We start from the raw sequence: 24,628 nt of genomic DNA, 5'->3' as shown, positions 1-24,628 counted from the left end.
GTCGGGGTCAGACGGACTTTCCGACCGTAGTGGACGCCGCCCCGGAACGGGAGAGGGGTTCAGCTTGTCGTCGACTGGTCCAGCGAGTCCCGTACCGCCACGGCCAGCGACAGCGCCTCGGCCAAACCGACCGGCCGGACCACGCCGGCCGGCAGCGAGTCGGCCCGCCAGCCGGGCCCGGCGGCGAGCACCAGCAGCGGCCGGCGCGGCACCGCCAGCAACGCGCTGAGCTGGCACGGGTCGGCGGTCGCGCGGATGTGCGACCACAGCACCACAGCCGCCGGCCCGGTCCGGTTGACGGCCTCGACCAGGGCCGGCACCGGCACCCGGGCGCCGAGCATGCGATAACTCACACCGGCCTCGGCCAGCGCGGCGCCGAGCGCCTCGAGCGGCAGCGAGTGCTGCTCCTCGTCGGCGCAGGAGAGCAGGATCCGGGGCGGCCCGGTGGTCCGGTAGGCCCACGCCACTGTGGCGAACGCCTCGGACACGCAGCGGGACATGAGGTGTTCCACCTCGATCAGCGCGGAGGTGGCGGCGTGCCGCTCCCCGATGCCGGCCAGCACCGGCCGCAGCAGCCCCTCCCACGTCGCCACCACTCCGTCGGCGGCCAGCGCGTCGGCGATGGTCTGGCTGATGGTCACCGAGTCCAGCCGCATCGCGGCACGGGCCAGCCCACGCGCCGCCGGCCCGGCCCGGCCGACCGGGATGGTGGTGCCGCCGCCGTCGCGTACCGTCGAGACCCGTGCCTTGAGGCCGAGCCGCTCCGGCGGCAGCACGGCCGGCGCCTGCCGGGCCCAGCGGGCCGCCTCGGCGGGCGCGACCCCCTCGGCGGTCAGCCGGCGCATGATCTCCAGCCGGGCCAGGTCGGCGGGCGTGTAGCGCCTGTGGTGGCCCGGTATGTGCTCGCTGGGACCGAGGCCGTAGCGCTGGTGCCAGGTGCGCAGCGTGGTGACCGCCACGCCCAGACGGCGTGCGACGGCCCCCGCGCTCAGCGCCTCATCGGCCACCCGACCGCTCCGGTGCCTCGGTGGCCGGTACACCCGGCCGGGACGCGTCGGTCGGGTGCAGCAGCCGGTTGACCACGCCGCCCAGCCACGGGGCGTACTCGCGCGGGTGGGCGTCCAGGTCGGCCACCACCGCGCCGGGGTCGACCCAGCGCAGGCCGGCCACCTCGTCCGGGTCGGGCCGCGTGGCCAGGTCGGCGGGTACGTCGGCGCGCAGCACGTGGTCGTACTCGAACTCGACCCGGCCGGTCGCCGGGTCCTCGGCGTAGTAGAGGTAGACGCCGACCTCGGTGAGGTCGACCGGGTCGATGCCGAGTTCCTCGGCGAGCCGCCGGTTGGCGGCCTCGGCCGGCGACTGGCCGGGCAGCGGGTGCCCGCAGCAGGAGTTCGCCCAGCGCAGCGGGAACCGCGTCTTGACCGGGGCCCGCTGCTGCAACAGCACCCGCCCCTCGGGGTCGACGAGGAGCACCGAGAAGGCGCGGTGCAGCCGCCCGGGTGGTTGGTGCGCGGCGGCGACCGTGGTCTCGCCGAGCACCCGCCCGTCGTCGTCGACCAGCTCGACCAGGTGGGTCTCCCGCTCGCTCACGACATCGCCCCGGTGACCCGGGCGGCGGCGAGCTTGCCGCTGATCAGCACCATCGGCACGCCGACGCCCGGCTGGGTGCCGGAGCCGACGAACACCACGTTCTCCAGGGACCGGTGCAGGTTGGCGGGGCGGAACGGGCCGGTCTGGAAGAGGCTGTGCGAGGCGGCGAACGGCGTGCCGGCGGCCATGCCCTGCGCCTCCCAGTCGGCCGGGGTGACCGCCCGCATCACCTCGATGCCGTCGCCGAACCCGACGTAGCCGCGCTCCTCCAGCGTGCCGACGAGCTGTTCGGCGTACCGGTCGGTGAGGTCGCCCGGCCAGTCGAACGGCGCCCGTTCCAGGTTCGGTACCGGGGCCAGCACGTAGTAGGCGTGCCTTCCGGCCGGCGCGACCGACGGGTCGGTGCGGCTCGGGTTCGTCACCAGCAGCGACGGGTCGGTCATCAGCTCGCCTCGGCGGATCACCTCGTCGAACGTGCCCTTCCAGGAGCGCCCGAAGTGGATGTTGTGGTGGGCGATCTTGCCATAGCCCTGCGTCGAGCCGATGTGCAGCACCACGCAGGACGGCGAGTAGGTGAGCTTGCGCTGCCGGCTGGGCGGCAGCAGGTCCTGGTAGGCGACCGGCAGGTCCGGGTTGAGCACCACAGTGTCGGCGGGGACGAAGTCGCCGTCCGCGGTGACGACGCCGGTGGCGCGGCCGTTGGCGGTCTCCACCCGGGTCACCGTGGTGCCGTACCGGATCTGCACGCCGTGCTTCTCGGCGGCGCCGGCCATGCCGCGCGAGACCGCGTGGATGCCGCCGCGCGGGAAGCACACCCCGGCCACCGAGTCGAGGTACGCGATGACCGCGTAGATCGCCAGCGCGTCGTGCGGCGACAGACCCGCGTACATGGCCTGGAAGGAGAAGATCCGCTGGGTACGCGGGTCGCGGAAGAACTGGTTGATCTTCGTCTGGAGTCGCCGGAACGCGCCGTTGGCGAACAGCTTCAGCAGGTTGCCGGTGATCAGGTCGGTCGGCGCGTCGAGGTTGCGCTCGATGAAGTCGGCCCGTTCCCACTGCCACAGGTTGCGGGCGTAGTCGACGAAACGCAGGTAGCCGTCCGCCTCCCGGGGCCCGCAGACCCGGGCGATCTCGGCGGCCATCCGGGTGGTGTCGGTGATGACGTCGAGCGTCGACCCGTCCGGGTAGTACGCGCGGTAGGCCGGGTCGAGCGGGGTCAGGTCGAGCCAGTCGGTCAGCTCCTCGCCCACCGCGCCGAGCGCCTCGGCGATCAGGTCGGGCATGGTGAGGACGGTCGGGCCGGTGTCGAACTCGTACCCGTCGACGCTTAGCCGCCCGGCGCGCCCGCCCGGCACCGGCTCGCGTTCCAGCACCGTCACCTGCCGGCCGCTGCCGGCCAGGTGCAGCGCGCAGGCCAGTCCACCCAGCCCGGCGCCGACCACTACCACCCGGTCGGTCCGTCCCTTGACGGTACGCATTCCGGCCCCCTTGCTCACGAAGTTGCTCATCATGCCCGCCGCGCCGTGGCGGCGGTGGCGAGACCGGTCAGCGCCGTGCGCGCGGTCTCATCGATCGGTGCGGTGTCGAGCGCGGCGAGTGCGTCGGTGACCCGGTCGGAGATCATCCGCTCCACCCGGGCCGCGGCCCCGGTGTCCCGGACCACGTCGGCGAGCCGGTCCACCTCGTGGTCGGCGGTGACCGAGCCGGCCCGGTCCAGGGCCCGGCGCTGCGCCGGGTCGGCGAGCTGCCGGGCCAGCATCAGCAGGGCCGTCGGCTTGCCGGTCCGCAGGTCGTCCCCGGCCGGCTTGCCGGTGGTCTCCGGGTCGCCGTAGACGCCCAGCAGGTCGTCGCGGAGCTGGAACGCCTCGCCGACGGCCAGGCCGTACCTGGTGTACGCGGCGATGAGCGGGTCGTCCGCGTCGGCGCCGGCCAGGCAGGCGCCGAACAGCAGTGGACGCTGGACGGTGTAGCTGGCGGTCTTGTACCGGGCCACCCGCAGTGCCCGGTCGACGGTCCAGCTCGCCGGGTCGTTCTCGCCGAGCACGTCCAGGAACTGCCCGGCGACCGTCTCCACCCGCATCTGGTCGTAGCAGCGGCGTACGTCGAGCAGCCGGTCCGCCGGGACTGCCGCGTGTGCCATGAGCCGGTCGGCCCACACCATGCAGAGGTCGCCGATGAGGACGGCGACGGCTTCGCCGTACCGGTCGGGGTCGCCGGTGTGTCCGGCGGCCCGGTGCCGGGCGGCGGCGGCCCGGTGCGCGGTGGGCAGCCCTCGCCTGGTGTCGGAGGCGTCCATCACGTCGTCGTGCACCAGCGCGAACGTGTGCAGCAGTTCGAGCGCGGACAGCGCCGGGAGCACCGAGCACAGCGGCTCCTCCCCGCCGACCACACCCCGCCATCCCCAGTACGCGAACGTGGGGCGGACCCGTTTGCCGCCGGCCAGCACGCAGTCGCGTGCCGTCGCGGCGAAACCACCCATCGCTGCGTCGATCTCGGTGAGCGATTCGACCTCCGCGGCCAGGAACGCCGTGAGCGTCTCATCGACTCCTTTGATCAGGTCTTTCGTGAACGCGGCCAGTACGCCGCGGACCGGATCGTCCGTCGCCCCGGGCTGAGCCGGCGCGACGCGGAGCGCGTTACCCGCAACTGCGTCGTTGGCCATGTGGGCGAGCGTACCCTAGGGTTACGAGTTGCGTCGATTGCTGCGTCGAAACTGAGGAGGGCCGATGGACACGGATCTGACCGCTGCCTATGACCGTTGCCGCGAGCTGCACCGCCGTCACGGCCGTACCTACTATCTCGCCACCCGGCTGCTTCCCGCCTGGAAACGGCGGCATGTGCACGCCCTGTACGGCTTCACCCGCTACGCGGACGAGATCGTCGACCGCACCGAGGACCTGCCGCCGGCCGAGCGCGCCGCCCGGCTGCGCGAGTGGTCGGATCGATTCGTGGCCGGGCTGCACGGTGCGTCGGTCGACGACCCGTTGCTTCCCGCGGTGCTGCACACCATCGCCGTGTTCGACCTCGACCGCGACGACTTCGCGTCGTTCCTGCGCAGCATGGCGATGGACCTGACGGTCATGTCGTACCCGACCTACGACGACCTGCTCGACTACATGGAGGGTTCAGCCGCCGTCATCGGCACCATGATGCTGCCGATCCTGGGCAGCTCCGACCCGGCCGCCGCCCGCGAGCCCGCCCGTCAGCTCGGCTTCGCGTTCCAACTCACCAACTTCATCCGGGACGTCGCCGAGGACCTCGACCGGGGCCGGACCTACCTGCCCGACGAGGACCTGGCCAAGTTCGACGTCACCCGTGACGACCTGCTCGCGGCAAAGGCCGCCGGCCGCACCACGCCACGTATCCGCGAGCTGATCGAGTACGAGGTGACCCGCGCCCAGGCCCACTACGTCGCCGCCGCGCCGGGCATCCCGCTGCTCCACCCCGCCTCGCAGGCGTGCATGCGCACCGCGTACGCGCTCTACGGCGGCATCCTCGACGAGGTGGCCGCGCAGGACTACGACGTCTTCGTCCGCCGGGCCCTGGTGCCGCAGCGGCGGCGGATGGCGGTGGCCGCGCGGGCGCTGCTCACCCCGTCCGGCACGCCGGTGCGGGTGCCCGGCCCGGCACTGGAACCGGCCCTGGCCGGATGACCGGCCGCACGGCCGTCGTGCTGTTCACCCGTGACCTGCGGGTGCACGACCACCCGGCGCTCGCCGCCGCCTGCTCCGCGTTCGACCGGGTGGTGCCGCTCTACGTGCTCGACCCGGCGCTGCGGAAGCTCTCGCCGAACCGCACCCGGTTCCTGCACCAGAGCCTGGCCGACCTGCGCGAGGCGCTGCGCAGGCGCGGTGGCGACCTGGTGATCAGGCGCGGCGACCCGGTGGCCGAGACGGTGAGGCTGGCCCGGAAGGTGGGCGCCGAGGGCGTCGGGCTCTCCGCCGACGTGAGCCGCTACGCCCACCGCCGGGAACGCCGCCTGCGCGCCGAGTGCGAGCGGCACCGGATGTTCCTGCGCCTGTTCCCCGGCCTGACCATCGTCGAGCCGGGCGCGCTGCGCCCCGGCGGCGGCGACCACTACCGCGTCTTCAGCCCCTACTTCCGGGCCTGGCAGGGCGTGCGCCTGCGGGACGAACTGGCCGCGCCGAAGCGGGTCCGGCTGCCCGACGGCCTCGACCCCGGCCGGTTGCCGGACCCACCGAAGGGCGACAGCCCGGATGCCGCCGTCGGCGGCGAGGCCGTCGCCCGGCGCCGGCTCACCGCCTGGCTGCCCACCCTCGATCGGTACGACGACATCCACGACGACATGGCCGGCGACGAGACCTCGCGGCTCAGCCCGTACCTGCGCTTCGGCTGCGTCTCGCCACTGGCCGTGGCGAACCGGGCCGGCGACCGGGACGGGCCGTTCGTCAGGCAGCTCTGCTGGCGCGACTTCTACCACCAGGTGGTGGCCGGTTTCCCCGACCTGTCCACGGTCGCCTACCGGCGCGGCGCGCGGGAGGACTGGCGCGACGACGCGCACGCGTTCGACGCCTGGGTCGAGGGGCGGACCGGCATGCCGATCGTGGACGCCGGCATGCGCCAGCTGCGCGCCGAGGGCTGGATGCACAACCGGGCGCGGCTGATCACCGCCGGCTACCTGACCAAGCACCTCGGGCTGGACTGGCGGCCCGGCCTGGAGGTCTTCTTCCGCCGGCTGCTCGACGGCGACCGGGTCAACAACTCGGGCAACTGGCAGTGGGTGGCCGGCACCGGCAACGACACCCGGCCGTACCGCGGCTTCAACCCGGTACGGCAGGCCGAGCGCTACGACCCCGACGGCGCGTACGTGCGACGCTGGGTGCCCGAGCTGGAGCCGGTGGCGGGCAAGGCGGTGCACCAGCCGTGGCGGCTGCCCGACGAGACCCGCCGCACGCTCGACTACCCGCCGCCGCTGGAGGTGCCCGGCGCCGACCCGGTCTGGCTCCGCTGAAGCCGCCCGCTGGCTCGCGCGGACGGAAAGCGCCGCCAAGGTCGTCGCCCGCGCACGATACGAACGCCGCTGGCGCGGACCTCCGTGCCGGCAGGGCCGTCGGCCTGCTGCGACAACGGCACGAGCGCTGCTGCAAGGCCGGGTGGTGGCGCGGCTGCGCGGCGCGTCGGGGCTCGGCTTCCTCGGTGACTGCCAGTGATGCGTGCCCTGCCGAAACCTTCCACCTCCGATCCCCTTTGCTCTGCAGCCATATCCGCAGCGGTCGCGGAGCGTGATCACCTCTGCCCCGCGCGGTTTTCGGACCTGCGAGGAAATCCCTGCTCAGGGCGGTGCTGCGTCGATGGCTGCAGAGCAAAGTCGGAAAAGGGACCGCAGGGCCGCCCGGCCAGCCGAATGCGCTGTGTGACGAAGCTCCGATATTACCGAACGTGACGGTCGGTCAGAGGCAGGAGTGCAGCACCTCGGTCAGCTCCTCCACCCGGTCGTGGTCGGCGAGCCGCGCTGTCGCGTACGCGAAGGTGTAGCCCCGCCCGGGGTCGGCCCAGGCGCTGCTGCCGCCGATTCCGCCCATGCCCCAACTGCCGTCCGGCTCCCACTGCATGCCGAGCGTCCAGTTCACCGGCCGCTCCAGCAGCAGGTCCGGGCCGGAGTACTGCACCCGCGTCGCCTCCGCGACCAGTTCCGGGCTGAACAGGCATACCCCGTCCAGGGTGCCGCCGGCGAGCAGGCCCGCGTACAGCCGGGCGAGCCCGGCGGCGGTGGCGTGCAGGTTCACCGCCGGAATCTCGGCGGCCCGCCACAGGTCGCTGTTCACCATCGCCACGTCGCGCCCGCCCGGCGGATTGTCCAGCGCACGCGCCCACAGCGAGCCCGGCTCGCCGCCCGCCCGGTCCGGCCAGGCCGGATCGCCGTACGACAGGTCGGCGCACCGGCGGCGGTCGGCGGCACCCAGGCCGAACGCCAGGTCCAGGCGCCACGGGCCGGCGATCTCCTCGGCCAGGAACCGGCCCACCGAGCGCCCGTCCACCCGGCGGACCAGCTCGCCCACCAGGTGCCCGTACGTCCAGGCGTGCTCGGCCGCGACGGTGCCCGGCGTCCACTCCGGCTCGGCCGTCGCCAGGTCGGCGCAGAGCAGGTCCCAGTCGGCGATCGCTTCGGCGGGCCGGGGCACCGGGAAGGCGGGCAGCCCGGCCGTGTGGGCGAGCACCTGCCGCACCGTGGCCGGGGCGCGGAATCCCGGCCAGTACGCGGACACCGGCGCGTCCAGGTCGACCCGGCCCCGGTCGACGAGCAGCAGCAGGCAGAGCGCCACCACCGGCTTGCCGGTCGAGTAGACGTCGACCAGTGTGTCCGGCCGCCACGCGCGGTCCGCCCCCGCCACCGGGACGACCGCGCCGGGCGGGACCTCCGCCGACGTGCCGCCCACCAGGTCGATCACCGGTACGCCGTCGTGCCACACCGCCAGCGACGCGCCGGTCTCCCGGCCGGTGGCGAACAGGTCGTGGAAGCAGTCCCGGACCGGGGCGAAGCGCGCGTGCATGCGGCCACGGTAGGCGGTCGCCCTCGTCAGCGGCGCGGGAATTCGGGCCCGGTGCGGTGGCCGGTGTCCCGAACGTACGGAATGCTTGCGGAATGGCGGAGCCGGAGCTGGTGGATGTGGTCGTTGTCGGGCTCGGCGTCGGCGGCGAGGAGGTGGCCGGGAAGCTCGCCGAGGCCGGCCTCACAGTGGTCGGCATCGAACGGGACCTGGTCGGCGGCGAGTGCCCCTACTGGGGGTGCGTGCCGAGCAAGATGATGATCCGCGCGGCGAACGCGCTGGCCGAGGCGCACCGGGTGAACGAGCTGGCCGGGTCCGCCCAGGTGCGGCCCGACTGGGCGCCGGTGGCGAAGCGGATCCGGGCCGAGGCCACCGACACCTGGGACGACAAGGCTGCGGTGGACCGGTTCACGGGCAAGGGCGGCCGGTTCGTCAGGGGCAGCGGGCGGCTCGACGGCCCGAACCGGGTACGCGTCGGCGACCAGGTCTTCGAGGCGCGCTACGGGGTGGTCCTCGGCACCGGCACCCGGCCGTCGGTCCCGCCGATCGACGGGCTGGCCGACACGCCGTACTGGACGAATCACCAGGCCATCGAGGTCGAGGAGCTGCCCGCGTCGCTGCTGGTGCTCGGCGGCGGCGCGATCGGGCTGGAACTCGCGCAGGTCTTCGCCCGGTTCGGCGTCCGGGTGACGGTCATCGAGGCGGCCGACCGGGTGCTCGCAGTCGAGGAGCCGGAGGCGTCCGCGCTCGCCGCCGACGCGCTGCGCGCCGACGGGGTGGAGATCCACACCGGGGTCAGGGCCGGCCGGGTCGGCCACGACGGCGGCGCGTTCACCGTGTATGCCGACGGCGCCGAGTTCACCGGCGAGAAGCTGCTCGTGGTGACCGGCCGCAGGGCACACCTGGAGGAGCTGGGCCTGGACACCGTCGGGGTGGACGCCGGGCAGCGCTACCTGCCGGTGAACGACCGGATGCACGTCACCGGCGGGATCTGGGCGGTCGGCGACCTCACCGGCGAGGGCGCGTTCACCCACATCGCCATGTACCAGGCCGGCATCGTGGTGGCCGACGTACTCGACCACATGCGGCGTACCAGGGGCGGCCCGGACGCCAGCGGCACCGCGAGTGTCGTCGGCGGCGCGGCCGGGGTGGTCAGCGCGGTCGGCGGCGCGATGAGCGCGGGCGGCTCGACCGCCGCGCCCGGCAGCGTCCCGGTCGCCGACTACCGGGCGCTGCCCCGGGTCACGTTCACCGACCCCGAGGTCGGCGCGGTCGGCCTCACCGAGCAGCAGGCCCGCGAGCGCGGCGTCAACGTCCAGGTCGGATACGCCGACCTCACCTCGTCGGCCCGCGGCTGGATCCACAAGACCGGCAACGCCGGGTTCATCAAGCTGATCGCCGACGCCGACCAGGGCGTCCTCGTCGGTGCCACCTCGGCCGGGCCAGCCGGTGGTGAGGTGCTCTCCGCGCTCGTCGTGGCGGTGCACGCGGCGGTGCCGATCAGCCAGCTCCGGCACATGATCTACGCGTACCCGACGTTCCACCGCGCCATCGAGGACGCGTTGCGCGCGCTGAAGTGACGCCTCAGCCGGCCGGCGCACCGTGCCGGCCGGCCCCGGCGGCGAACCGGCCGGCGCCGCGTACCCCGTCCGCCGCCAGCGACTCCAGACCGTAGGCCAGCTCGGCCGCCATCGCCTCCGGCTCCGGCAGCCCCGTGCCGTCGAGCACCGCGGCCCGGTCGTTGCGCAGGCACGTCTGCGGAGACCGGGCGATCCCGGCGGCCAGCTCCTCGGCCGCCGCGCGGGCCTCACCCGGCGCGACCAGCCGGTTGACCAGACCCATCGCGTACGCCTCGTCGGCGCCCACCGGGCGGCCGGTGAGGATCAGGTCCATCGCGCGGCTCTCGCCGATCAGCCGGGGCAGCCGGGCCGTCCCGCCGTCGATCAGCGGTACGCCCCACCGGCGGCAGAACACGCCAAGCGTGGCATCCGACTCGGCGACCCGCAGATCGCACCAGAGTGCCAGCTCCAGCCCGCCGGCGACCGCGTACCCGGAGATCGCGGCGATCACCGGCTTGGACAGCCGCATCCGGGTGGGGCCCATGGGCCCGTCGCCGTCGGGCTCGACGCGGTTGCCGCGTGGCGTGCCGACGGCCTTGAGGTCGGCGCCGGAGCAGAACGTGCCGCCCGCGCCCCAGAGCACGGCGACCGCCGCGTCCGGGTCGGCGTCGAACGCGCGGAACGCGTCGGTGAGCGCCCGGGCGGTCGGCCCGTCCACGGCGTTACGTGCCTCGATCCGGTCCAGGATCACAGTGGTCACGGCACCGGTGTGCTCGACGCGTACCCCCATGGGCTCAGCATGCCCGCGACGCACCTGCGAGGGAATTCCCGGGCGTCCGGTTTGGGGGCTCTCCTGCCGGGAAGTCGGAACGGGTGCGCGAACTACTGACGAAGATCGAACAGGCCACCGGTCTCGACCGGGTGGGCGACCGGTTGCAGCGCGCCGTCCAGGGCACGCTGCGTTCCCAGCGCGTACGCGACGCGCTGCACGGCGTGTGGCTCGGCCATCCGCTGCACCCCGCGATGGTGCAGGTGCCGGTCGGCGCCTGGATCTCCGCCGCCGTGGTGGACCTGCTGCCCGGCCAGCGCCGGGCCGCCACCGCGCTGGTGGGTCTCGGTACGGTCAGCGCCGTGCCCGCCGCGCTCGCCGGGCTCAACGACTGGGCCACGCTCTCCCGCGACCAGCGTCGGGTCGGGCTGGTGCACGCCGCAGCCAACACGGTCGGCCTGGCGTTGTTCGCCGGCTCGCTGGCGGCCCGGCTCAACGGGCGGCACGGCCTCGGCCGGGCGCTGTCCTATCTGGGGCTGTCCGCCGCGAGCGGCGGGGCGTACCTGGGCGGGCATCTCGCGTACAAGCAGGGCGCCCAGGCCAGCCAGAGCGTCTCCGAGCTGCACCTGATCAGCGATGGCTGGCACCGGGTCGGCGACCTGGGTAGCCTGCCCCGGCACGAGCTGGTGACCAAGAAGATCGACGACGTCTCGGTGCTCCTCTACCGGGACGGCGACGACGTCACCGTGATGCTGGAGCGCTGCCCGCACCAGAGCGGCCCGCTCGGCGAGGGCAAGGTGGAGCAGATCGACGGCCACCCCTGCGTGGTCTGCCCCTGGCACGGCAGCGCGTTCCGGCTCGACGGCGGCGAGGTGGTGCACGGCCCGGCCGCCAACGACCAGGTCGTGCTGCCCACGCGCGTGGTGTCCGGCCAGGTCGAGGCCCGGCTGCCCTGAGTCAACCCCGCCGGTGCCGCCCGCTCGACAGCGCGCGGGCGGGCGCCGGCCGCTTGCGCAGCCCGAGCAGCGCGCCTATCTGCGCGCCCACGATGCTCGCCACGGCCAGCACCGCGGAGATGGCGAGCGGCCGGTTGATGCCCTCCTCGGCCGTGGCCCGGGACGCTCCCGCCGACATGGCCGGCGGCTGACCCACGGGTGCCTCCACGGTGGGCGTCGCGTCCCGCGGCGTGGGCTTGGGCTTCGCCTTCGGAGTGGTCGACGAGGCGCCGCCCCCACCCGGCTTCGCCGGCGCCGTCTCGGCCGGTTTGGTGACCACGATCCGTCCGGCGGCGTGCCGCCGGGCACCCGAGTCCGTCGCGTCCTCCGGCAACGTGATGAGCTGACCCGGGCGGATCCGGTCCGGGTCGGTGAGCCGGTTCAGCCGGGCCAGTTCCCGGTAGCGGTCGAAGTCGTCCAGATAGCGATCCGCCACCTCGCCCAGGTAGTCGCCCTTCGCCACCCGGTACACGGCCGGATCCCCGGCCTTCGACGCGGCCGGGGCTGGTCCTGCGGCACCTGGCGCTGCGACGGCCGGCGAGGTGACTGCGGAAGCGGCGACGGCCGGGGCGACGACCGCCGGGGCGGTGAGCGCGGCGGCACTCGCCGCGGCCGGGCTCGCGGCCAGGATCAACGCGACCGAACCCACGAGCGCGGCGGCCGCCTTCTGCTGGCGACCCATGCCCGGGAGCTTCGGCGCCGGTCGGTGTACCACCGCCGCACACAGTTCCACCAGCACGGAGAACGCGAACGTCGCCCAGCCGAACCAGCCCACCACCGCAAGCGCCCGCAGGAACAGCTGACCATCGTCGCGGCTGGTCAACGCCGTACCGATCTCGGTCAGCGTGGGCAGATGGTCCGGCAGCGGGTTGCCGGCGAACGCCAGCAACGCGATCGGGCCCCCGGCCAGCACACCGACGAGCACGACGAGGGCGCCGAGCCCGGTGAGGACCTGGCCGGCGCGGCGGACGGGGGAGCGTCGGAGTGCACCCATGGCGGCCTTCCTTCCTACGGTGGTCCGGTGAGCGCCCGGGCGGTGGCCTCACCGGTGACGGTGGCGGTCTTCGACGCGCCGAACAGGCCGAGCAGATCCCGGCGGTAGACGATCCGCACGTGGACCTGGATCTGGGTCTCGGCGCCGACCACGGGAAAGTCGACCTCGTGGTCGTGGACGCCGCCCGCGGCGTCGAGGTAGTCGGCCACGGCCGCGCGGGCGGCGACCTGGTCGATCCGTTTCGGGCCACCCTCGATGGCGCGGGCCCGGTCGATCATCTGGCCGCCGCTGCGGGCCGCCTCGGCGGCCAGGTTGTCCGCGCGTTGCAGGGCGCGTAGCTGCCCGGCGCCGTCGTAGGCGAGGCTGATGACGGCGAGCACACCCGTCATCGCCACGGCCAGGAACAGGCTCACCCGGCCGCTCTCCGCGCCGTGCCGCCCGGTCATCCGCGACTCCGGTACGTGTCCAGCGGCGAGGTGAAGCTCGCCGAGACGGTCTTGCCGCCGGGCACACCGGGCAGGCCGGGGGCGCTCAGGTCGTCGAAGGAGACGGTGCAGGTCACCGTGACCGTCACTGTCGCCGGCACGCCGGCGGCGCTCTCGTACGCGGCGGCGAAGCTCGTCGTCTTGCCGGCCACCGAGCCGGCCAGCTCCAGTTGCGGCGGACCGGCGCAGTTGAGCGCGGCCCAGCCGAGTTGGTCCCGGGCCGCCACCTCGGCGGCCTCCTCACCGTCGTCGGCGTTGCGGGCGAGCGAGGCGGCCCGGGCGGCGTCGTGGGCGGCCGACTCGACCGCCTCGTCCGCGACGGCGGTGCGCCCGGCCACTCCGGCCAGCACCATCAGCCCGATGAAGGCGGGGGCGAGCACCGCCACCTCGATCGAGACGGAACCGCGCTCGCGTCGCCGCCCGGCGCTCATCCGGTGGTCCACCGTTCGGCCGGGCCGCGCGCGGTCTGCGTGACCTCGAACGAGACGCCCGGGACGACGGACAGGGACCGCCCCCGCACCGTGCAGGTGACAGCGGTCTCGGTCTCCTCGCAGGTCGGTCCGGTCTTCTCCCAGCCGACGAGCCAGTCCCCGGAGCGTTTCAGGAAGCTGGTCGCCCGTTCCCGGCCGGCGTCCGGCCCGGCGTCGATGGTGCGCTGGGCGTTCACCCCGGTCTGGGCTGCGTTGAGCGCTGTGGACCGGGCGACGAACCAGACCGCGACCTGGATCGAGCCGAACAGCAGCACCAGGATCACCGGCATCACCACCGCCAGTTCGACCGGGTTGGCACCCCGCTCGCCCTCGGCCAGGCGGGTACGCAGGGCAGCGGCGATCCGCCCCGGACCGGGCGGGCCGGGGGGCCGGCCGGCGGACGCCGGCCGGCTCCGGACCGTACGGGCGGGGCGGGGCATCACTCCGCGCCCGGCTCGACGTGGTCCGGGATGGCGTCCATCCAGTCGTTGGCCTTGGCCAGGGCGACAGCGGTGACCGCCATGGCGACCGCGACCAGGCCGAAGATGATGACGGCGGTCGGCACCGGGCTGTCGCCCCGCTCGCCGTCCCGTCGCAGCTCGGCGAGGCGGCTTCGGGTTGCCACATACAGGTAGGTCAAGAGGTACATGGTCGTCTCCTTCGCGGGATGGGGTTCACAGACGGGCGAGGAACGGATAGATGGCGAAGCCGAGCAGGACGAACACCAGCAGCGAGCCGGGGATGTCCAACTTGCTGGTCACCCCCTCGGCGCGGGCCAGGTTGTCGGTGCGGATCTGGTCGCGCAGCGAGTCGGCACGGGACCGCAACGTCTCGTGCACCTGGGCGCCCTCGCTGCCGGAGGAGCGCATGATGGCGCCCACGTCGCCCAGCTCCGGGATGCCGATCCGCTCGGCCAGCTCCTGCAACTCGTCCCACGGCGAGTGCATCTGGAGCTGGGCGAGCCGCAGCGCCTCCCGGATCCGGTCGAAGACCCAGCCGTCGCAGACCGCCGCCGCGCGCTCCAGCGACTGCACCGGGCCGTGCGCGGCGGAGAGCTGCAACGCCACCAGGTCGAGGTAGGTGCAGACCGCCTGCCGGAACTCGTCCCGGGCGGCGTCCGCCTTGACCAGCACCGAGCGGTGCGCGAGCAGGGCGGCCACGAGCGCCAGGCCCAGGCTGGCCAGCACGGGTACGGCCATCGGCAGCGCCACCCCGCCGACGAAGAGCACTGCCGAGGCGACCGCCGGGGTGGCGAATCCGACGAGCGCGGAGAGCAGGACGGACAGCGCGTACTGCTCGGGGGTGCGGTCGAGCAGGGCCAGTTGCCGGTGCGGCGGGCGCAGCCAGCGGGCGAACCCGCCGAGCCAGTCCGGCCCGGCACCGGCGGCCGGGGCCTGGCCGGGCGGCTGGTGCAGCCGGCGCAGCGCCGGGCCGAGCGCCGGAGTGGCGGGCAGCGCCTCGCGTACCACCAGGAACAGCCCGAGCCCGATCGCACACCCGCCGACCACCGCGACGGCCATCTGCCAGTTGAGTGCGCTCACGCGATCGCCTCCTCCAGGTCGGGCGCCGGCAGGAAGCGCGCCGGCCGGGGCGGCTGGCTCATCGAGCGCACCCAGACCAGCAGGCCGACGAACGCGGCACCGAGGACCGCCATCACGAGCTGGCCGGTCACCGTGCCGTAGGGACGGATGTAGTCGCTGTTCACCAGCCCGTACGCGAGCGTCGCCAGCGTCATGCCGGTGAGGAAGCGGACCGCGAACCGGGGCTGGGTGCGCTTCGCCTCGACCTCGCGCCGGGTCGTCACCTCGGCCGAGGCGGCGGTGGCGATCGACCCGAGCACGTCGCCGAGGCGCTCCCCCCGATCGGTGAGGTGCAGGATCAGCGCGGCCACCACCTGGTCGGCGACCGGGTCGGCGATCTCGTCGGCGAAGGCGAGCAGCGCGGAGCGGGCCAGCCAGCCGGCCTGGAGGCGGGCGGCGAGCGTGCGTACCTCCTCCTGGATCTCCTCCGGCGCGGTGGCGATGGTGCCGATGATCGCCTGTTGGAGGCCCTGACCGGTGGCGGAGATGTCCTTGAGTCGCCGGGTCCACTCGCCTACGGCTTCGACCCGCGCGATGGCCCGCTGCTCGGCCCGACCGACGGCGAACAGCCACGGCACGCCCGGCACCGCGAGCGCCACCAGCAGGCCGACCACCGGCAGCCCGGTGAGCAGGAACGCCAACGCCCCGGCCACCACTGCGGCGCCGAGCAGGAACTGGTAGCGGCGCTGGTCGGCGCGGCTCGCGCCGGACCCGGTCCAGAGCCGGCTCAGGCCCGGCCGGGCGCCCGGTGCCGGGCCCGGTGGACGGCGGGTGCCGACCAGTGCCACCACGGTCAGCACCAGCCCGGCCACGCACGCGGCACCGGAGACCAGGGCGATCAGTTCGATCTGTGTCACGCCCGGCCCCCGTTCGGCCGCGCGCCGAGGCGGGTGTGCCGGGGCCGCCGCCACGCGCCCACGCCGGCCTCGACGAACCGGGTGAGCAGGCGGGCGTCGTAGCCGACTCGCAGCAGCTGGTCGCGGATGCGTTCGGGCAGGTGGCGGGGGACCGCGCGGCCGTCCGGCCCGGGACCGAAGACGGTCGTCGTGGTGATCCGGTTGCCCTCGCCGACGCCGATGACCTCCTCGACGTGTGAGACGAACCGGTACTTACGCCCGCCGATGGCGGTCTCGTCCTCGACCGTGACGTAGACGATCAGGTCGAGCGCGTTGCCCGCCATGCGGCGGGCCTGGTCGACTGTCATCTCCCGGCCGTGCGACAGCGCCAGCTCGATGATGCGTTCGCTCACCCCCGAGGGGGTACGCGCGTGGATGGTGCACATCGACCCGCGGCTGGTGGTCATCGCCTGGAGCATCGGCACGATCTCCCGGGACCGCACCTCGCCGACGATGATCCGCAGCACGCCCATGCGCAGCGACACCGGGATCAGGTCGGCGATGCTCACCTCACCCGCCGGCCGCCCGTCCGCGCCGCGCTCGCCGTGCCCCTCCCGGGACTCGAAGCTCATCACCGCCCGGTGCTTGTGCCCGCGCCGGGCGGGCAGCAGTTCCCGGCTCTCCTCCAGCAGCACGTACGGCTCGTCGGCCGGGATCTCGTCCATCAGCGCACGGATGATCGTGGTCTTCCCGGCCCCGGCGAGCCCGGCGACCATGATGTTCAGCCCGGCGCGCATGGACGCGCGGAGGAAGTCGCGCAGCAGCGGATCGATCATCTCGTCCAGGTCCGGCCGGGTGCCCGTGATGTCCTCCAGGCTGACTTCGAGCGTGTTGTGCTTGCGGATCACCGCGTACGGGCGGTGGCTGACCAGGAACACGGCGGCGAGCCGGCTGCCGTCCGGTAGTTGCAGGTCGAGCGTGGGCTTCGAGGTGGACAGGGACCGCTCGGTGGCACCCGCGCGGCGGGCCGCCGCCTGGAGGATCTCCACCAGCTCGTCGTCGGTCTCGGCGATCGGCTCGGCCCAGTCGACGCCGCCGCCGTGCCGGGTGACGCGTACCTGGTCGCAGCCGAGGATGTGCACCTCCTCGATGCTGTCGTCGACGAGCAGCGTCTGGAGCCGGCCCAGCCCGACGAGTTCGGCGGTCACCTGGTCGAGCAGCAGCCGTTCCTCGTCCGCGGCCATCGGCGTGCCGGACCGGCGTACCGAGTCGGCGTACGCGGAGACCACGGCGACCGCCAGCCGGGCGCGCTCGACCTCCTCGGCGTCGGCGTCGAACTCGCGTCCGCGCTGCCAGTGGGTGAGCCGTTCGCTCAGTTCCCGGCGCAGTTCGCGGACCACGGCGAAGTCGACCCGGGGGCGCGGCGGTGGCGCCGGCGCCGCGGCCGGTGCCGGACCGGGGACGTGGTGCCGGCCGTTCGGCGGGGCGAGCGGCGGGACCGTGGAGAGGACGCCCGGCTGCTGTCCGCGTGGGTCGTGGGAGACCGGCTCAAACCGCACCGGGCACCCCCGGCGCACTCGACGCGGTCACCGCGCGCGGTGAGGTCGCCCCGGGCCAGGCGAGCCGGGCCCGCCGCCGGTCCAGCAGCGCCCGGACGGGCACCTCAAGGGCGCCGGCCGCGCGCATCAGCGGCCGGTTCGCCCGTACGGTGCCGCCGTGGCCGAGCACCTCGGCGGTACGCGGGTCGTGCGGCAGGCGGGCGATCACCGGTAGCCGCAGCACCTTGCTGATCTCGCTGGTGCCGTGCCCGTCGCCGACCACAAGCAGCCGCAGCGTGCCGGGCGGTACGCGGTGCTCGGTGAGGTCCCGCTCGATCGCGCGGGCGGTGGCCTGGGTGGCGGAGAGGTCGGGCAGGTGCGCGCGGGTGACCAGCAGCACCACCGCGGCGGCCCGCAGCAGCGGCCACGGTGGACCGCCGACCGCCAGCCGGCCGCAGTCGACGAGCACGTCGTACGGCGGTTCGCCCCGTTCCAGCCCGACGAAGTAGTCGGCGAAGCGCTGCCAGAGCGGGATGACGCTGCCGGCCTGGGCCGGGTCCACCACGCCCGGCAGCAGCAGCCGCTCGCGGCGCGGCGCGTCCAGGTCGACCAGCTGGGACCAGAACGCGCGCTCCAGGCTGCCGTCGCGCAGCTCGCCCACGGCGAGTTCGCCGATGCCGCGCGGGCCGTCCAGCGCCCCGCCGAGGTAACCGGCGAGGATCGAGCCGCCCGCCGGGTCGCACTCGGCCAGCACGAGCCGCCGGTGCCAGCTCAGCGCGGCGGCGAGTGCCGCCGTGGTGACGCCCGGCGAGCCCTTCGCCGAGACCAGGGCGATGATCGCCATCAGGCCGCCTCGGTGAGGACGAGCGCGATCCGGTCGTCGGCGGCGAGCGCCACGACCGCCGGCACGTCCCGTACGGTCAGCGCCAGGTAGACCACCACGTCGCCGCTCTGCGGCGTGACGCTGTCGATCACCGTGCCCTCGAACCGGGTCCCGCCGCCGCGCGCGGCGTCGGTGCTGTTGGTGCTTCTGCTCGGCGTGCTGACCAGCAGGACCTTGTCGCCGGGGTGCAGCTTGCGGGCCGGCACCTGCTTGGGTTTGAGCCCCAGCGCGATCTGCTGCTGACCGGGGCCGAGCAGCGGGGCCTCGGTGAGCTGCGCCGCCGTGAGCAGCGTGCCCGGGGTGAGCCGGACGGCCGCCCGCAGTCCCAGCACCTCGTCCATCCGGTCGGCGGGTACGGGCCGGAGTTCGCGGCCGCCGGAGACGCGTACCGGCACCAGGTCGTCGGCGGTCAGTTGCCGTCCCACGTCGACCGGCCGGGCCACGGCCAGGTACGTGCCGGTGGAGCGGACCGACGTGACGGCGAACGCCGCGCCCAGCCCGCCGAGGGCGATCAGCAGGACCGCCAGGCCGAGCAGGCCGGGCCGGACGCGTCGTTGCCGGACCACCTTCGGCGGGGCGACCGGCGCCTCCACCGGGGATCCGTTACGGGCTGCCACCACACTCATCGGGTCACCACCTGAAGCTCGTTGATCTGTACCGGGATGACGCCGCTGGACCGGCTCTGGGCGATCACGCCGCTCTCCCCGCCGCCGGACCACTCGACGGTCCAGAACGTGGTGGCGCTGACCCGGTAGGTGCCCGCCTTCGGATAGCCCTGGTCGAGGCCGCAGTCGGGTGAGGCGGAGCCGGCGTTCGGCCCGTCGGCCCGGTACGGCGTGCCCGGCCCGTGGCAGGTGACGTCGATGTCGTCGGACATGTGCCAGACGATCCGGTCCACCCTGGCGGTGATCTCCACGGTCAGCCCCCGGTCGGAGGCGGAGGCGGACAGCGGCCCGAAGTACGAGGCACCCGGGCTGGCCCACATCCAGACCGGCAGCCCGACCAGGCCCGGTCCCTGGCTGCGCCGGGGCGCGACCGAGGCGCGTGGCGGGAGCAGCGAGATCGACGCCAGCGCGCGGCGGGCCAGTTCCTCCGGGTCCGGCGGCGTGCCGTAGCCGGGCGGCGGGGCGTCCAGGAGTGCCTGGCGCATGCTGCCCGTGTCGCCGCCGTTGCAGGTCAGTTGGTACCACTGCTTGCCGGGAGGCGCCTCGTCCTGCGGCTCGGCGAGCTTGTAGTAGCAGCCGTCGGCGTTGTTGAACCAGCCGAGCGCCTCGTTGTAGCAGGGGATGGCGCGGCCGTTCCACTGGCACTTCGCGGTGCCGCCGCCGTTGCCGCCCCCGCCGCCGTTGTCCCCGCCGCCACCGGGGCCACCCGGCCCGCCCGGGGTGCCGGGGTCGTCGTCCCAGACGTCGCAGTCGGTCTGCTCCGGCGGGCACGAACCGCCCGGGTCGGCGGCGCGCACGGGTGCGCCGGCGAGCGTCAGCAACGCGGCCAGGCCGGCGGCGAGCAGCAGCCGGCGGGACGTCCCGGCCCGGGTCGGCCGGGCCGGGACACCCCTTCCTCCCCAGGTCAACACGGCTGGTCCTGGTGTGCGCTGCCGCCGTTGATCAGCCACCGGCCGTCCGGGAAGCGGACCGCCGTGGCGGTGGCCAGGTAGCGCCCGCCGCGGGTGCCCGGTACGGCCTTGCGGTCCTTGGCGTAGACGAGCCGGTAGCCGCTCGAGTCCAGGCAGTCCTGGATCTCGACGGTGGGTGGGCGGGCGGCCAGGTCGACCGAGACGACCTCGGGGTCGGAGAGCAGTTTCCCGGTACGCATCGCGCCGTGCTCCTTCGCGTCGAGAATCGCCATTCGCACCCGGGTCAGCAGCGGGTCAGCCAGAAATCGGGTCAGAGCGGGATGGGACGGATCGCTGCGCGCACTGGCCGCCCGGGACGCGTCGAGATAGCCGGAATATGCGGTCAGAGCCGCTTTTCCGGCCGCGTTCTCCTCGGCGCTGGAATGGGTGGCGGGGGCGGCGGCACGGCCGGCCAGGGGCCCGGTGGCCGCCTCCGGCTCGGTGCAGCAGCCGGCCGAACCGACCGTCAGCGTGAGGCTGAGCAGGAAGATTTTCCATCGGCGGGAGTGCCGTGTGCGCAACGCCGATCCTCCTCGGTGCCGGCCCGGGGCGATCACGCCGACCTGCTCCGGGCATGCGGAAGCGCGCCCGGAACTGTCACTCCGGGCCCCCGTCGCCACCACTGGTATTTACCTGTACTGATCACTGCGGATTCGGTGCCTGGTGCCTACGACGCCAATTGATCGGGGGTTGCGTCGTACCCAAGGGGCGAGCATAGGCTCACGTCCGCCGATGCAACAGAGGTAATTCACGTGAACACGGTGAGTGAAGACGGGAGGTGGTGGTCGGTGTGTGTCACCACGATGACGAGTGGGCTTCGGCGGGGCTTCGAGCCGGATGGCGTGTGCTCGCCCGTACACGCCGCGGCGGTGGTGACGAGCCGCCGGTATGGGTGGGGAGGGTGCCGCTCGTCCGATCCGTCCCGCCGATCCGCCCGGCGCCTGCCCCGGCTCGGCGCGGTCTCCGGCGCGTCGCGTCAGGTGCACGTGTGGCGTGCAACCGTCACATCGCAAGATGAACCAGAATCACTCTGCGTACTCGGTGATGGAACGCACGGCGATCGAACGGGAGGGCCGGCATGATGGCGGAGCGGGTGCGGTGTACCGGATCGGTGGTCGACGCCGGGCTCCCGGCCGCCCTCGCCGTCGTACCCCTGCTCCGGCTGGCGGTGGCGCGCTACTCCGTACCGCAGGGGTGTCCGGACCGGACGGCGTGCGACGGCTGCGGCGCCCCGATCGGGCTGGACCGGCCGCTGCCGGCGCTCGGGCCCGCCGCCCGCTGCCCCGGCTGCCGGGCCCGGGTCGGCGCGCCGCCCGCGGTGGTGGAGGTGGCGCTGCTGTTCGCGGTGGCGGTGCCGCTGTTCGCCGGCGGTGCGCCCGCCGCGCGGCTGGCGCTGGCGTGGTGGCTGGTCTGGGCGGTGCCGATGACGATCGTGGACGCGATGGCGCACCGCCTGCCCGACCGGCTCACCTGGCCGTCCGCCGCAGGCGTGTGGGCACTGCTCGGGGTGGCCGCGCTGACCGGTCCGGGAGCGGGCCCGTGGGTACGCGCCGTCCTGGCCGGTCTGGCGCTGGCCGGCGGCTTCGCCGCGACCACGCTGCTGTTCGGGCGGCGCGGCTTCGGCCTCGGCGACGCCAAGCTGGCGCTCGGCGCGGGCGCGCTGCTCGGCTGGTACGGCTGGCCGGCGCTGGTGACCGGGCTGGTGTTCGCGCTCGCCCTGGCCGGGCTGGCCGGGGTGGTGCTGCTCGCCGCCCGGCGGGTCCGCTGGTCCGGGCACCTGCCGTTCGGGCCGTTCCTGGTGCTCGGCACCGCCGCCGCGATGGTGCTCGTCACCGTGTGATCGGCCACCCGCGGGTGCGGGCGGGTTCGCCACGGGTATCGGAGTCCCAGCCACCTCCCAGCCGGGTCTGGTTCGGTGGCGGTCCAGGCTTCGGACTCGGGAGGGCACGTGTCGCACGGCGACGACGGTTGGCGGATCCGGCGCACCAGCGACGACCTGGACCGGCTGGGTGAGACCGAGTCCGTCTTCGCGCTCGCGAACGGCTGGGTGGGCTGGCGCGGGACCCTCGACGAGGGCGAGCCCTGCGGCATGCCCGGCAGCTACCTCAACGGGTTCCACGAGCAGCACGAGCTGAGCTACCCGGAGAGCGGATACGCGTTCCCGGAACTCAGCGACACCGTGATCAGCGCGCCGAACGCCGCACTGATCCGGCTCTGGGTCGACGACGAGCCGCTGGACCTGGGCACCGGCACGATCCGGCGGCACCACCAGGAGCTGGACCTGCGTGCCGGGGTGGTGCGCCGGGAGACCGAGTGGGTCTCGCCGGGCGGCCGGGGCGTGCGGATCCGCAGCACCCGCCTGGTCTCGCTGACCCGCCGCCCGGTCGCCGCGCTCGACTGGACGGCGGAGCCGCTGGACGGGCCGGTCCGGCTGCGGGCCGGTGCCGACCTGCTCGCCAACCAGCGGGTGCCGGAACGCGCCGACGACCCCCGGGCCGCCTCCGTGATCCACGATCCGCTCACCGGCGAACTCCGCCGCGAAGACGGTCTCGACGGCGTGCTCGTGCACCGGACCGGGCGCAGCGGCCAGCGGGTCGCCGTCGCCGTCGCGCACCGGATCGAGGCGCCCGGCGAGGTCGCCACCGGCACCGAGCTGACCGCCGACCGGTTCCGGCTGGCGCTCACCGGCCCGGTACGCCCCGGCGAGCGCATCCGGGTCACCCGGTTCGCCGCGTACGAGTGCGCCGACGTCGACGGCACCCCGGCCGGTGAGCTGGCCGACCTGGTCGTCGCGGAGGCGGGCGCGGCCCGGGACGACGGATTCGACGCCCTGCTCGCCGAGCAGCGCGCCGCGCTCGACGCGGCGTGGGCCACCGCCGACGTGGAACTGGACGGCGACCCGGAGCTGCAACTCGCGGTGCGGTTCTCGGTGTTCCACCTGCTCCAGTCCGGCCGCGCCGACGGCGACCGGACCATCCCGGCCAAGGGGCTGACCGGCAACGGCTACGACGGGCACGTGCTCTGGGACACCGAGGGCTACGTGCTGCCGGTGCTGACGTACCTGGCGCCGGAACTGGCCCGCTCGGCGCTGCGCTGGCGGCACGCCCACCTGCCGGAGGCCCGCGAGCGCGCGGCCGAGCTGCGCCTGACCGGCGCCACCTACCCGTGGCGGACGCTCAGCGGCCGGGAGTGCTCCGGCTACTGGCCGGCCGGCAGCGCGGGTCTGCACGTCAACGCGGACATCGCCGACGCGGTGCTGCGGTACGTCTCGGCCACCGGCGACACCGCCTTCCTCGCCGAGTGCGGTGCCGAGGTGCTGATCGAGACCGCCCGGCTGTGGCACGGATACGGCCACTTCGACGACGGCGGCGCGTTCCACCTGACCGGCGTCACCGGCCCGGACGAGTACTCCGCGCTGGTCGACGACAACGTCTTCACCAACCTGATGGCCCGGCGCAACCTGCGCGGCGCGGCCGACGCGGCGGAGGACTGCCCCGAGGTGGCCGCGCGGCTCGGTGTCGACGCCGCCGAGGTGGCCGCCTGGCGGGCCGCAGCCGACGCCATGTTCGTCCCGTACGACGGCAAGCGCGGCGTGCACGAGCAGTCGGCCGGTTTCACCGCGCAGCCGGAGTGGGACTTCGCCGGCACCGGCGAGGACGACTACCCGCTGCTGCTGCACTTCCCCTACCTGGAGCTGTACCGCAAGCAGGTGGTCAAGCAGGCCGACCTGGTGCTGGCCATGCTGCGCTGCCCGGGGGAGTTCACGGCCGAGGAGAAGACGCGCAACGTCGCCTACTACGAGGCGCGGACCGTCCGGGACTCCTCGCTGTCGGCGTCCGCGCAGGCGATCCTCGCCGCCGAGGTCGGGCATCTCGACCTGGCGTACGACCTGTTCGCCGAGACGGCGTTGCAGGACCTCGCGGACCTCGGCGACAAGACCGCCGACGGGCTGCACCTGGCGTCCCTGGCCGGCGCGTGGCTGGTGGTGGCGCAGGGCTTCGGCGGGCTGCGCGACGACCGGGGCGTGCTCTTCTTCGAGCCGCGGCTACCAGGGCCGATCAGCCGGCTCGCGTTCCACCTGCGCCGGCACGGGCAGCGGCTGCGGGTCACGCTCACCGAGCGGGAGGCCCGCTACGAGCTGCCGGACGCCGGGCCGGGCGACGCGGTGGAGCTGTGGCACCACGGCGAACAGCTCCGGGTCACCGGCGACGGGCCGGTCACCCGGCCGATGCCGCCGGTGCCCGACCCCGGCCCCGAGCCGCAGGCCCCGCCCGGCCGCCGTCCGGAACGGCGCGCTCAGGAGGCGGCCGGCGGCGACGACTGAGGTGGCAGGCCGGACATCCGGGCGACGACCTCTTCCAGCGCCTCGAACGCGTACGCCCAGTTGTGGCACTTGAAGCTGCGCAGCCCGGTGATCGGGGTGCGGCAGTCGGCACAGTGGACTCCGGGGATCGCGTCCGGCACCTCGGTGTTCACGTACTTGCGGTCGCCGAGGATCACCCGCGCGATCATCGTGTGGTCGTGCACGCCGTGCAGCGCGGACGCGACGATGTCGTACCAGGTGACCCGCCGGCCGCACTTCGGGCAGTCCGGGTCGTCGCCGCTGACCCACAGCGGTGCGCCGATGCTGCGCGCCGGCATGTTCAGCAGCTTCTCCAGCCGCCGTACGTCCGCCTCCGGGGTGGTCCACCGGTGCCGCCCGGGCAGCGACGCGGGCGAGTCGTAGACGGCGCGGAACACCGCCGGCTCGACCTCCACTGTCTCCCGTCCACCTGTCATCGGTACCTCCTCGCGACGGTGTATTC

General features: G+C 74.3%; 25 protein-coding genes. 6 read left to right on the top strand and 19 right to left on the bottom strand.

What is annotated here, in order from left to right:
* Positions 1-59 precede the first annotated feature (59 nt).
* Genes AB0D28_RS12405 through AB0D28_RS12390 form a run of 4 tightly spaced genes read right to left on the bottom strand, consistent with a single transcriptional unit; the run spans position 60 to position 4,252 of the window.
* On the bottom strand, positions 60-1,007 hold the full coding sequence (locus AB0D28_RS12405; RefSeq protein ID WP_357385073.1) for a MerR family transcriptional regulator: 948 nt from the start codon (positions 1,005-1,007) through the stop codon (positions 60-62).
* Positions 997-1,590, bottom strand: a complete 594-nt coding sequence (idi, locus tag AB0D28_RS12400) for an isopentenyl-diphosphate Delta-isomerase (RefSeq protein ID WP_357385071.1) — start codon at positions 1,588-1,590, stop codon at positions 997-999. The genes AB0D28_RS12405 and idi overlap by 11 nt, the downstream gene beginning before the upstream one ends.
* Positions 1,587-3,068, bottom strand: a complete 1,482-nt coding sequence (crtI, locus tag AB0D28_RS12395) for a phytoene desaturase family protein (protein ID WP_357385316.1) — start codon at positions 3,066-3,068, stop codon at positions 1,587-1,589. The genes idi and crtI overlap by 4 nt, the downstream gene beginning before the upstream one ends.
* Before the next feature lie 29 nt (positions 3,069-3,097).
* Complete coding sequence (locus AB0D28_RS12390; protein ID WP_357385069.1) at positions 3,098-4,252, bottom strand: polyprenyl synthetase family protein; 1,155 nt, start codon at positions 4,250-4,252, stop codon at positions 3,098-3,100.
* 64 nt (positions 4,253-4,316) lie between these two features.
* Here AB0D28_RS12390 and AB0D28_RS12385 point away from each other — a divergent pair, with 64 nt between their 5' ends.
* On the top strand, positions 4,317-5,243 hold the full coding sequence (locus AB0D28_RS12385) for a phytoene/squalene synthase family protein (protein WP_357385067.1): 927 nt from the start codon (positions 4,317-4,319) through the stop codon (positions 5,241-5,243).
* The gene (locus AB0D28_RS12380) at positions 5,240-6,562 is read left to right on the top strand and encodes a deoxyribodipyrimidine photo-lyase (protein WP_357385065.1); all 1,323 of its coding nucleotides are present in this window, start codon (positions 5,240-5,242) and stop codon (positions 6,560-6,562) included. Before AB0D28_RS12385 ends, AB0D28_RS12380 begins: the two co-directional genes overlap by 4 nt.
* Before the next feature lie 439 nt (positions 6,563-7,001).
* Here the strand turns inward: AB0D28_RS12380 and AB0D28_RS12375 are convergent, their stop codons facing one another.
* Complete coding sequence (locus AB0D28_RS12375) at positions 7,002-8,102, bottom strand: serine hydrolase domain-containing protein (protein ID WP_357385063.1); 1,101 nt, start codon at positions 8,100-8,102, stop codon at positions 7,002-7,004.
* Positions 8,103-8,194: 92 nt separating this feature from the next.
* On the opposite strand from AB0D28_RS12375, the gene AB0D28_RS12370 reads away from it, so the two are divergent.
* Entirely contained in the window at positions 8,195-9,679 is a 1,485-nt protein-coding gene (locus tag AB0D28_RS12370; protein ID WP_357385061.1) for an FAD-dependent oxidoreductase, read from the top strand.
* 4 nt (positions 9,680-9,683) lie between these two features.
* Here the strand turns inward: AB0D28_RS12370 and AB0D28_RS12365 are convergent, their stop codons facing one another.
* Positions 9,684-10,448 (bottom strand): crotonase/enoyl-CoA hydratase family protein, encoded by a 765-nt coding sequence (locus tag AB0D28_RS12365; protein ID WP_357385059.1) that lies wholly within the window; start codon positions 10,446-10,448, stop codon positions 9,684-9,686.
* Positions 10,449-10,531: 83 nt separating this feature from the next.
* Here AB0D28_RS12365 and AB0D28_RS12360 point away from each other — a divergent pair, with 83 nt between their 5' ends.
* Positions 10,532-11,383 carry a Rieske 2Fe-2S domain-containing protein gene (locus tag AB0D28_RS12360; RefSeq protein WP_357385057.1) on the top strand — a complete coding sequence of 284 codons (852 nt, stop codon included), beginning with the start codon at positions 10,532-10,534 and terminating at the stop codon, positions 11,381-11,383.
* 1 nt (position 11,384) lies between these two features.
* On the opposite strand, the gene AB0D28_RS12355 is transcribed toward AB0D28_RS12360, so the two are convergent.
* Genes AB0D28_RS12355 through AB0D28_RS12300 form a run of 12 tightly spaced genes read right to left on the bottom strand, consistent with a single transcriptional unit; the run spans position 11,385 to position 20,239 of the window.
* Complete coding sequence (locus tag AB0D28_RS12355) at positions 11,385-12,416, bottom strand: LysM peptidoglycan-binding domain-containing protein (RefSeq protein ID WP_357385055.1); 1,032 nt, start codon at positions 12,414-12,416, stop codon at positions 11,385-11,387.
* Between the two features lie 14 nt (positions 12,417-12,430).
* A complete protein-coding gene (locus AB0D28_RS12350) occupies positions 12,431-12,862 on the bottom strand; it encodes a hypothetical protein (protein ID WP_357385053.1) in 432 nt (143 codons plus the stop codon).
* Positions 12,859-13,332, bottom strand: a complete 474-nt coding sequence (locus AB0D28_RS12345; RefSeq protein ID WP_357385051.1) for a TadE/TadG family type IV pilus assembly protein — start codon at positions 13,330-13,332, stop codon at positions 12,859-12,861. The genes AB0D28_RS12350 and AB0D28_RS12345 overlap by 4 nt, the downstream gene beginning before the upstream one ends.
* Entirely contained in the window at positions 13,329-13,811 is a 483-nt protein-coding gene (locus tag AB0D28_RS12340; RefSeq protein WP_357385048.1) for a TadE/TadG family type IV pilus assembly protein, read from the bottom strand. The genes AB0D28_RS12345 and AB0D28_RS12340 overlap by 4 nt, the downstream gene beginning before the upstream one ends.
* Entirely contained in the window at positions 13,811-14,020 is a 210-nt protein-coding gene (locus tag AB0D28_RS12335; protein WP_357385046.1) for a hypothetical protein, read from the bottom strand. Before AB0D28_RS12335 ends, AB0D28_RS12340 begins: the two co-directional genes overlap by 1 nt.
* A 25-nt stretch (positions 14,021-14,045) precedes the next feature.
* Positions 14,046-14,891, bottom strand: a complete 846-nt coding sequence (locus AB0D28_RS12330; RefSeq protein ID WP_357385314.1) for a type II secretion system F family protein — start codon at positions 14,889-14,891, stop codon at positions 14,046-14,048.
* 17 nt (positions 14,892-14,908) lie between these two features.
* Positions 14,909-15,808: a type II secretion system F family protein gene (locus tag AB0D28_RS12325; RefSeq protein WP_357385044.1), complete on the bottom strand. Its 900-nt coding sequence runs from the start codon at positions 15,806-15,808 to the stop codon at positions 14,909-14,911.
* On the bottom strand, positions 15,805-17,346 hold the full coding sequence (locus AB0D28_RS12320) for a CpaF/VirB11 family protein (protein WP_357385042.1): 1,542 nt from the start codon (positions 17,344-17,346) through the stop codon (positions 15,805-15,807). Before AB0D28_RS12320 ends, AB0D28_RS12325 begins: the two co-directional genes overlap by 4 nt.
* Entirely contained in the window at positions 17,336-18,169 is an 834-nt protein-coding gene (locus AB0D28_RS12315; RefSeq protein WP_357385040.1) for a ParA family protein, read from the bottom strand. Before AB0D28_RS12315 ends, AB0D28_RS12320 begins: the two co-directional genes overlap by 11 nt.
* Positions 18,169-18,834, bottom strand: coding sequence for an SAF domain-containing protein (locus AB0D28_RS12310; RefSeq protein ID WP_357385038.1), 666 nt, complete (start codon positions 18,832-18,834; stop codon positions 18,169-18,171). The genes AB0D28_RS12315 and AB0D28_RS12310 overlap by 1 nt, the downstream gene beginning before the upstream one ends.
* Positions 18,831-19,784, bottom strand: a complete 954-nt coding sequence (locus AB0D28_RS12305; RefSeq protein ID WP_357385036.1) for a hypothetical protein — start codon at positions 19,782-19,784, stop codon at positions 18,831-18,833. The genes AB0D28_RS12310 and AB0D28_RS12305 overlap by 4 nt, the downstream gene beginning before the upstream one ends.
* Positions 19,778-20,239 carry a hypothetical protein gene (locus AB0D28_RS12300; RefSeq protein WP_357385312.1) on the bottom strand — a complete coding sequence of 154 codons (462 nt, stop codon included), beginning with the start codon at positions 20,237-20,239 and terminating at the stop codon, positions 19,778-19,780. Before AB0D28_RS12300 ends, AB0D28_RS12305 begins: the two co-directional genes overlap by 7 nt.
* Before the next feature lie 662 nt (positions 20,240-20,901).
* Between AB0D28_RS12300 and AB0D28_RS12295 the strand changes: the two genes are divergently transcribed.
* Both AB0D28_RS12295 and AB0D28_RS12290 read left to right on the top strand, forming a co-directional pair.
* Positions 20,902-21,663, top strand: coding sequence for an A24 family peptidase (locus AB0D28_RS12295; RefSeq protein ID WP_357385034.1), 762 nt, complete (start codon positions 20,902-20,904; stop codon positions 21,661-21,663).
* Positions 21,664-21,771: 108 nt separating this feature from the next.
* The gene (locus tag AB0D28_RS12290) at positions 21,772-24,147 is read left to right on the top strand and encodes a glycosyl hydrolase family 65 protein (RefSeq protein ID WP_357385032.1); all 2,376 of its coding nucleotides are present in this window, start codon (positions 21,772-21,774) and stop codon (positions 24,145-24,147) included.
* On the opposite strand, the gene AB0D28_RS12285 is transcribed toward AB0D28_RS12290, so the two are convergent.
* Complete coding sequence (locus AB0D28_RS12285) at positions 24,120-24,602, bottom strand: hypothetical protein (protein WP_357385030.1); 483 nt, start codon at positions 24,600-24,602, stop codon at positions 24,120-24,122. The two genes, AB0D28_RS12290 and AB0D28_RS12285, sit on opposite strands and share 28 nt — an antisense overlap.
* Positions 24,603-24,628: the final 26 nt, after the last annotated feature.

Source organism: Micromonospora sp. NPDC048169, assembly GCF_040652815.1.
Classification (GTDB): Bacteria; Actinomycetota; Actinomycetes; order Mycobacteriales; family Micromonosporaceae; genus Micromonospora.
Note: the sequence above shows the minus strand (reverse complement) of the source record. Positions and strands in the feature narration are given on the sequence as shown.